The sequence below is a fragment of the Syntrophotalea sp. genome (assembly GCF_050253115.1).
Taxonomy (GTDB): Bacteria; Desulfobacterota; Desulfuromonadia; order Desulfuromonadales; family Syntrophotaleaceae; genus Syntrophotalea; species Syntrophotalea acetylenica.
This window is the reverse complement of the sequence record NZ_JBFWJQ010000155.1, coordinates 1-4,599: the sequence shown is the minus strand read 5'-3', so window position 1 is coordinate 4,599 and position 4,599 is coordinate 1. Positions and strand designations below refer to the sequence as shown.

Genomic DNA, 4,599 nt, shown 5'->3' with positions numbered 1-4,599 from the left:
GGAATACAAGTTGTCAAGTACTTCTTCCGGGGATGTAGAAACCACGACGGAAAAGCCAGGAGAAGGCAATCGTCTGGGGCGTTCGTCCTGGCGTCAGATTCGTTAAGAATTTAGGTTCATGCCAAGTCGAGCCCAATCGAAAAGGGCAGAAGGAAAAACGATGAGAATGAAATCATGCGGGTTCAGTCTGATAGAGCTTCTTGTGACAATGGCGATTCTGGGCATCTTGGCCGCCATAGCGGTGCCGATATATAATCAGCATGTTTTGCGTACCAACCGTGCGGCAGCGAAGGGTATTCTGATGGAAATGGCACAGCGTCTGGAACGTCATTATACCCGCAACAATACTTATGCCGGGCTGGATGTCGAGGACATGGTGACCGGCGTAACGGTTGTCAGCGCAGATGAAATCGAGTCGCGCCGCTACCGGTTTCATTTTCAGGCCGGTGGTGCGCCGGATGCCGTATCGTTCACGTTGGAGGCGGTGCCTCAGGGCGGACAGGCTGCGGATGATTGCGGTACTCTGGCGGTCAACCAGGCCGGGGCCCGGAATGCGGCACAGGCCGGATGCTGGTAGACTTCAGGGTCCGCGCCCACACATTAACTCCCGCTTGGTCAATAGTGGGGCCGAACGTTTTGGATACATGCCCGGCAATTGCGTCGGGCATGTTCTGTTTGTAGTTGTGTTCCGGCTGGCGGCCTGGCAGGAAACAATCGGGAGTTTTCCCTTGCGCCTTCCGTAAACCATTGCGTATAGTTAGTTTTCATCCGGAAACGGCCCTTTTCCGCCGTGGCGGCGTCAATCCGCAGGCTTGCTTGTGCGGCGTACCGATGTACGCCTCCGCGCAACCCCTTGATTTCCTTGCCACAACGAAAAATTGCTCGTTTCCCATATGAAAACTACGCTGTATCCATCCGGAGTTTCCGGATGGATACTGGTTAGCTTTCATCCGGAAACGGCTCTTTTGCGCCGTGGCGGCGTCAACACGCGGGCTTGCTTGTGCGGTGTACCGATGGCCGCCTCCGTGCAACCCCTTGATTGCCTTGCCACAGCGAAAAATTGCTTGTTTCCCATATGCAAACCACGCTGTATCCAGCCGGAGTTTCCGGCTGGATACTGGTTGAATCTTTGTTCCGCTCGCCAACACGTACCGCAAGGGAGTTCAGACGTATGGCAAAGATCGCTCCGTTCAGAGCTGTCCGTTATAATCTCGAAAAGATTCAGGACCCCGTCAGCGTAACGGCGCCGCCCTACGATGTCATTTCGCCTGCGTTGCAGGACGATCTGTACCGCCGCAGCCCCTTCAACCTGGTTCGCCTGATTCTAGGCAAAATCGAGCCGGACGATGATGCGGCCAACAACCGCTATACCCGGGCGGCGGGATTTTTTCGCCAGTGGCAGGACGACGGCATTCTGGTCCGGGACAGGGAACCTTCCATCTACCTGTACGATGAAGAGTACCAGGCTGAAGGCATGGGGACCGTGGTACGCAAGGGCTTCATCGCCCTGGCGCGGCTGGAGGATTTTGCCACCGGCATGGTCAAGCCGCATGAAAAGACCCTGAGCGGCCCCAAAGCTGACCGCTTGCAGCTGACCAAAGCCTGCGAGGCCAATTTCAGCCCCATTTTCGGGCTCTATTCCGATCCCTGCTGTGTGCAGGAAGCCCTGACCTGGGAGCTGAAAAAGCGCACCCCCGATTTCGAGGTGACCGACGATGACGGTGTTGTCCACCGCCTCTGGCAAGTCACCGACCGGACCGTGATCGGCAGGATCTGCGGCCTTCTGGAGAACAAGCCGCTGTTCATCGCCGACGGCCATCACCGCTATGAGACGGCCCTGAATTACCGCGATTTTCGCAGGGCGCAGAGCGAAGGGTTCAGCGGCAAGGAGTTGTTCAATTATGTTCTGATGTATTTTGCCAATATGGAAGATCAGGGTATGCTTATCTTTCCAACCCATCGCGTGGTGCATGGGTTGGAGGCGTTTCGCCTGGAGCCGTTTTTGACCGAACTGGGCGTTTATTTCGAGGTGGAGGCACACACCGTGGATCCGGACGATGCCGATTCCCGGCGCCAGGCCCGCGATATCCTCCGGAACAAGGGCGAAAACAAGCCGGCCATCGGGTTGTTTGCCGGCGGGCGGACCCTTTATGTGCTGACTCTCAAGGACGCGGCGAGCATGGATGCCTTTTTCGACGAAAAAACCTCCAAGGCGCTGCGCACCCTCGATGTCTCGATCCTGCATCGCCTGGTGCTGGAAAAGATGCTCCATATCACTTCGGAGGCACAGGAGCAGCAGACCCATCTTGGTTATGTCAAGAATTTTGACGAGCCGTTCTCCATGGTGCAATCGGGGCAGTGCCAGATGGCGTTCCTGATGAATTCCACCCGCATGGTGCAGGTCAGGGATGTTGCCAACGCCGGTGAAAAAATGCCGCAGAAATCGACCTATTTTTATCCCAAGCTGCTCAGCGGTCTGGTCATCAACCCCATCGTTTGCGGCGAAACGGTTGAAGACTGACGTTGGCCCGGCGGCAGCGGCCCGGGTATGCCGTGCCCATTTCGCATGGGCCGTTTTGGAAGGCTTCGCCGATTTATGAGTCTCTCGCCCGACGATCTGCTGAATCTGTTGCTTCAGAACCGGGGCAAGCCCCTTTCGGGAAGACAGCTGCTGGCCGGTTTTGATCTTTCCCGCGATGAACGCCAGGCTGCTCTGCGTCTGCTGGAGACACTGGCGGACGAGGGGCTGGTGCGCCGCGCCCGCAAGGGGCTGTATTCCCTGCCGAAATCGACGGAGCTGGTGATCGGCAAGGTCGCCGTGCATCGCCAGGGTTACGGTTTTGTCGTGCCTGAAGAGCCCGGCCGCCCCGACGTGTTTGTTCCCGCCCGGTTCATGCGGGATATCATGGATGGGGACCGTGTCGCGGTGCGGCTGCAGCGTGCCCCGAGAGGAGGTTTCGAGGGGCGCGTCGTGCGGGTGCTGGCGCGGGCGCATCACAGCATTGTCGGCGTGTTCCGGCCGGACTCGGGGCATGGCATGGTATTGCCCAGCGATCCGGCCCTGTCGCAACCGGTTCTGCTCCTTGCCCCCTGTGCCTTGCCGGTCAATGCGGGAGATCTGGTAATCGCCGCCATAGAGCGTTATCCCACCCGCCGGCAGTATCCGCAGGGACGCATTGTCGAGGTTCTCGGCGATCCCTCCGATCCCCGGGTTGAAGTCCTGGCCCTTGCCCACAAGTACGATCTGCCCCGGGAGTTTTCCCCCGCCGCCCTCGACCAGGCCCGGTCCGTGCCCATGGAAGTCGCAGAGGGCGACCTTGCCGGCCGCGAGGATCTGCGTTCGGTGCCGTTTGTCACCATCGACGGCGAGACGGCCAAGGACTTTGACGATGCGGTGGCGGTGTGCCGGGAGGCGGATGGCGCCATCCGCTTATGGGTTGCCATCGCCGACGTGGCCCACTATGTCTATCCGGACAGTCCCATCGACAAGGATGCCCTGGACCGTGGCACCAGCGTCTACTTTCCCGGCATCTGCCTGCCCATGCTGCCCGAGGCCCTGAGCAACGGCATCTGTTCGCTGAATCCCGGCGTCGACCGTCTGGTTCTGACGGCGGAAATGCTGTTCGACGGGCGCGGGGCCAGGGTGTCAAGCCGCTTTTATCCGGCGGTGATGTGCAGCCGGGCCCGTTTGACCTATCACCAGGTGGCGCAAGTTCTGGACAAAACGTCAAGCCATGATCCTTTGCCGCCACAGACGCCGCTGGAGGATCTGAGGCTTATGGCCGAGCTGGCGCTGCGGTTGCAGCAGATGCGTTTTCGGCGCGGCAGTCTCGATTTCGACCTGCCAGAACCCGAGATCGTGCTGGACCTGCAAGGGCGTCTCGACCAGATCCTGCGTGCCGAGCGCACCCCGGCGCACCGCCTGATCGAAGAATTCATGCTGGCCGCCAATGAAGCCGTCGCGACGTTTCTCTCGGAGCACCACATTCCGCTGCTTTACCGGGTGCATGAACCGCCCGATATGGAAAAGCTGCTGGCGTTCCAGACCTTCCTTGCTCATTTCAACATCGGGCTCGATCTGTCGGAAGAAACCGTGTCTCCCGCGGCACTGCAGGGGGCGCTCGATGCGGTTCGCGATCGCCCCGAAGAGCGCATGGTCAACCAGTATTTGCTTCGCAGCATGAAGCAGGCGCGTTACGATGCCGCCAATCTCGGCCATTTCGGTCTTGCCTCCGACTGTTATTGTCATTTCACCTCGCCCATCCGCCGTTACCCCGACCTGGTGGTTCACCGCATACTGCGCAGGGTGCTGTCCGCGGGCAAGGCCCCGTTGAAGGTTTCCGTGCTTGAAAAGCTGGGCGAAGCAACTTCTTTCAGGGAACGCCGCGCCATGGACGCCGAGCGGGAGATGGTGGCCCTGAAGCGCTGTCAGTTCATGCAGGACCGGGTCGGAGAGAGTTTCGAAGCCTGGGTGGCGGATGTGCAGCCTTTTGGTATTTTTGTGGAACTGCAGGATGTTTTCGTCGAAGGTCTGGTGCATGTCGCCACCTTGAGTGATGATTTTTACGAATTCGATGAAGAGCTTCACCGTCTGGTGGG

3 protein-coding genes are annotated in these 4,599 nt (G+C 59.2%); all 3 read left to right on the top strand.

What is annotated here, in order from left to right:
* The first annotated feature begins 160 nt into the window (after positions 1-160).
* Positions 161-577 carry a type IV pilin protein gene (locus AB7E65_RS12080; protein WP_428746030.1) on the top strand — a complete coding sequence of 139 codons (417 nt, stop codon included), beginning with the start codon at positions 161-163 and terminating at the stop codon, positions 575-577.
* A gap of 594 nt (positions 578-1,171) precedes the next feature.
* Positions 1,172-2,521: a DUF1015 domain-containing protein gene (locus AB7E65_RS12075; protein WP_072287244.1), complete on the top strand. Its 1,350-nt coding sequence runs from the start codon at positions 1,172-1,174 to the stop codon at positions 2,519-2,521.
* A gap of 75 nt (positions 2,522-2,596) precedes the next feature.
* Positions 2,597-4,599 (top strand): ribonuclease R (gene rnr, locus AB7E65_RS12070; protein ID WP_428746029.1); only part of this gene is annotated, 2,003 nt, incomplete at its 3' end.